Origin of the sequence: Actinoplanes sp. NPDC048791, from assembly GCF_040650095.1 — a bacterium.
Lineage (GTDB): Bacteria > Actinomycetota > Actinomycetes > Mycobacteriales > Micromonosporaceae > Actinoplanes.
In genome coordinates this window covers 1-3,607 of sequence record NZ_JBEZGQ010000851.1, presented here as the reverse complement: position 1 = coordinate 3,607, position 3,607 = coordinate 1, and the positions used below count along the sequence as shown (strand labels likewise).

Here is a 3,607-nt window from a genome sequence, read left to right as displayed (position 1 = left end):
GCTGCCGGTGTTCAAGGGCGGCACCGGGACCGGCGACCCGACCTCGCTGCTCGCCGCCGACGGCGACCACCCCAACGCCGCCGGGCACGAGGCCATCGCGTCAGCGGCGTACGCGGCTGCTCATTGACCGATCAGCCGGCGCAGGGCCACCTTGGCGAACTTGCCCGTGGCGGTCTTGGGGATCTCGGCCACGAAGCGGAACTCGTCGGGCACCCACCACGAGGCCACCCGGCCGGCGAGGTGCGCCCGCAGATCATCGGCAGTGAGAGCCCGGCCCGGCGTGACGACCACGCACGCCAGGGGGCGCTCACCCCACCGCTGATCGGGTACGGCGACCACGGCGGCCTCGAGCACGTCCGGGTGCGCCATGATCTCGTTCTCCAGCGTGACCGACGAGATCCACTCCCCGCCCGACTTGACGAGGTCCTTGGTGCGATCGACGATCCGCAGGTAGCCGTCCGCGTCCATCGTGGCGATGTCGCCGGTGCGCAGCCAGCCGTCGGCGGTCAGGTTCGCCTCGCCGGCCCCGGCGCCGAAGTAGCCGGCCGCGATGGTCGGCCCGCTGACCTGCACCTCCCCCGGAGTGCTGCCGTCGTGGGCCACGATGGTGCCGTCCTCACCGACGAGCCGCACCTCCGTCAGCGGGACCGGGCGGCCGGGTGAGCACAGCACCTCGCGCCGGGCGGTGGCGTCGAGCCCGTCGTGGATCGTCGCGAGCCGCGCGCAGGTGACCAGCGGGCTGGTCTCGGTCATCCCCCACGAACTGCTCAGCGTGACACCGGCGTCCTCGTACTCCCGGGCCAGCGAGACCGGCAGTGCGCTGCCGCCGCTGACGGTCATCCGCAACGCCGAGAGATCGAGCCCGGGCAGCAGGGGCTCCAGAGCACGCCAGATCGCGGGTACGGCGGCGGTGAACGTGACCCGGTGCCGGGTCAGCGCCGCCGCGAGCGCGTCCGGGCTTATCCGCGGGCCGGGCAGCACCAGACCGGCTCCGGCCATCGCGGCGGCGTACGGCAGTCCCCAGGCGTTGACGTGGAACATCGGGACGATCGGCATGACCACGTCGCGCTCGCTGATCGCGAAACTGTCGGCCGCGAGCAGGGCCAGCGTGTGCAGCACGATGGACCGGTGGCTGTAGAGCACGCCCTTGGGCCGTCCGGTGGTGCCCGACGTGTAACACAGGCCGGCGGCGTCGTCCTCGGCGACGACGGCCGGGGCCACCGGCTGCGGCACCCGCGCGAGGAGCTCCTCGTAGTCGAGCACCCGGGCGTCGTCCGGGATCGGCTCGTCGCCGCCGTCGTCCATGACCACGACGTGCCGGACGGTGGGCGCCGGCCCGATCACCGGCCACACCGTGGGCAGCAGGGACCGGTCGACGAAGAGCACGTCGTCGGCCGCGTCGGCCAGGATTCCGGTCAGCTCGGCGGCGAAGAGCCGGTGGTTGAGGGTGTGCAGCACCCGTCCCGCGCTCGGCACCGCGAAGTAGAGCTCCAGGTGGCGCTGGGAGTTCCACCCGAAGGTCGCGACCCGGGCACCGGGCAGCACGCCGAGCAGCTCGAGGACACCGGCCAGCCGCCGGGCCCGGGCGACGACCTCGCCCCAGGTGGCGGTGACCTCGCCGGCCGCGGTGGCGGTGACCACCCGTTTGCGCGCGAACAGTCCCTCGGCGCGGCGCATCAGCATGCCGACGTCGAGAGCCCGGTCCTGCATCAGGCCGCGCATGGCTCAGGCGGCCGGGACGTCGACGCGGATCGCGAGCAGGCGGGCCTCGGTGGCGGCCTTGCGGGCCTCGTCGTGGAAGTCCGGGGCGGCGCACGCGTACAGGGTGCGGCCGTCGGACCCGCCCAGGCCGCAGGCGTAGACCGGGGTGCCGGGACGGATCTCGTCGGTGATCGTGCCGCCCTCGGTCACCCGGATCAGGCGGCTGCCGGTCGCGTCGGCGATCCACAGCGCGCCCTCGGCGTCGAGACAGGCGCCGTCCCCGGCGACGGTCAGCGCCGGCAGCGTCTTCTCCAGCGAGCGGTCGGTGGGCAGCGGCCCGAACTCGGCCCATACCCGGCGGTTGGTCAGCCGGCCGTCAGCGGTGAGGTCGAAGGCGCTGACCCGGTCGCCGAAGGTCTCCACGACCAGCAGGACGCCGTCGGCGGTGATCGCGCTGCCGTTGGGGAACCACAGGTCGTCGGCGACCTCGGTGACGGTGCCGTCGGGGTCGACGCGGTGCAGCGAGGTCGGCTCGATCGGGGCGCCGGCCATCAGGTCGAAACCGAAGTTGCCCACGTACGCACGGCCCTGCGCGTCCATGCACATGTCGTTGGCGAGCCCCTTGGCGTACGGGGAAAGGTCGGCATGGGTGACGAGCGTGCCGTCATGCTCGCGGCGCAGCACCCGGCGCTCGGTCATGGCGACGATCAGCAGCCGGCCGTCGGGCAGCCAGCCCAGCCCGGACGGCTGTCCCGGCACCTCGGCCTCGACCCGCAGGTCCGAGCCGTCCTCGGCGGCCGACGAGACGCGGTAGCCGTAGAAGTCGGAGAACCAGATCCGGCCCTCGTGCCAGCGGGGCGCCTCCAGGAAGTGGGCGTCCGAGACCACGGTGGTGGGTGAGTCACTCATGTCGTGCTCCTTCGGGGTGGGGTCACAGAGAGAGTCCTCCGTCGACCGGCAGGACGACACCGGTGATGTAGGACGCTTCGTCGGAGGCCAGGAACGCCACGGCGGCCGCCATCTCGGAGGTGTCGGCGAAGCGGCCCATCGGGATCGCCCCGGTCAGTTCGGCGAGCTTGCCGGGCGGGACCGAGGCGATCATCCGGGTCCGCGCGTTCGGTGAGATCGCATTGACGGTGGTGCCGAACCGGGCCAGCTCCTTCGCGGTGGTCTTGGTGAAGCCGATGATCCCGGCCTTGGCCATCGCGTAGTTCGACTGGCCCGGATTGCCGCGCAACCCCGTGTACGAGGTCACGTTGATGATCCGCCCCCGGTTCTGCCGGCGGAAGTGCGGAACGGCCGCCCGGGTGAACCGGAACGTCCCGCCCGCGTGCACCGCCATCACGGCCTCGTAGTCGCCGTCGCTGAGCTTCCACACCACGCCGTCGCGCAGGATCCCGGCGTTGTTGACGAGCACGTCGATCCGGCCCGTCTCGGCCACCACCCGGGCCACGACGGCGTCGACCTGCGCGCTGTCACTGACGTCGGCGGCCAGTCCCACCGCCCCGACCTCGGCCGCGGTCGCCGCGACCACCTCGGGCTCGACGTCCACCAGGTAGACCGCGGCGCCCGCCGCCCGGAAGTGCTCGCCGATCGCCCGGCCGACCCCGCGGGCGCCCCCGGTGACCAGCACCGTACGCCCGGAGAAGTCGAAACTGAGATTGCCCATCACACCCCCACCGGCCCGGTCCTGGCCCGGAGGCGTTCCAGCCCTCGGCGCAGGCCCGGGGAGTCGATGGCGACGACCACGGCCAGCAGCGCCGCGTAGAACAGCTGGGTCGAGTAGTCCGGCAGGTAGGCGACGGCCACGATCTGGGCGAGCAGCGCCACCGACAGCGCACCGGCGAGCAGCCCGGCCGGAGTGCCGCGCCCGCCGGCCAGCGACGCCCCGCCGAGCAGCGCCGCG

General features: G+C 73.1%; 3 protein-coding genes and 1 pseudogene. All 4 read right to left on the bottom strand.

Features of this window, described 5'->3' with window-relative positions:
• Positions 1-120: 120 nt before the first annotated feature.
• Positions 121-1,710, bottom strand: a complete 1,590-nt coding sequence (locus AB0C29_RS38360; RefSeq protein ID WP_360831240.1) for a long-chain fatty acid--CoA ligase — start codon at positions 1,708-1,710, stop codon at positions 121-123.
• A 15-nt stretch (positions 1,711-1,725) separates the two neighbouring features.
• Positions 1,726-2,610 carry an SMP-30/gluconolactonase/LRE family protein gene (locus AB0C29_RS38355; RefSeq protein WP_360831237.1) on the bottom strand — a complete coding sequence of 295 codons (885 nt, stop codon included), beginning with the start codon at positions 2,608-2,610 and terminating at the stop codon, positions 1,726-1,728.
• A 22-nt stretch (positions 2,611-2,632) separates the two neighbouring features.
• On the bottom strand, positions 2,633-3,370 hold the full coding sequence (locus AB0C29_RS38350; RefSeq protein ID WP_360555726.1) for an SDR family oxidoreductase: 738 nt from the start codon (positions 3,368-3,370) through the stop codon (positions 2,633-2,635).
• Positions 3,370-3,607: pseudogene (locus AB0C29_RS38345) on the bottom strand (hypothetical protein); the annotation flags it as partial. The gene AB0C29_RS38350 and the pseudogene AB0C29_RS38345, both read right to left, overlap by 1 nt.

Coding starts and splice junctions, on each gene's coding strand:
- AB0C29_RS38360 (WP_360831240.1), bottom strand. CDS start 1,710: ATGCAGGACCGGGCTCTCGACGTCGGCATGCTGATGCGCCGCGCCGAG.
- AB0C29_RS38355 (WP_360831237.1), bottom strand. CDS start 2,610: ATGAGTGACTCACCCACCACCGTGGTCTCGGACGCCCACTTCCTGGAG.
- AB0C29_RS38350 (WP_360555726.1), bottom strand. CDS start 3,370: ATGGGCAATCTCAGTTTCGACTTCTCCGGGCGTACGGTGCTGGTCACC.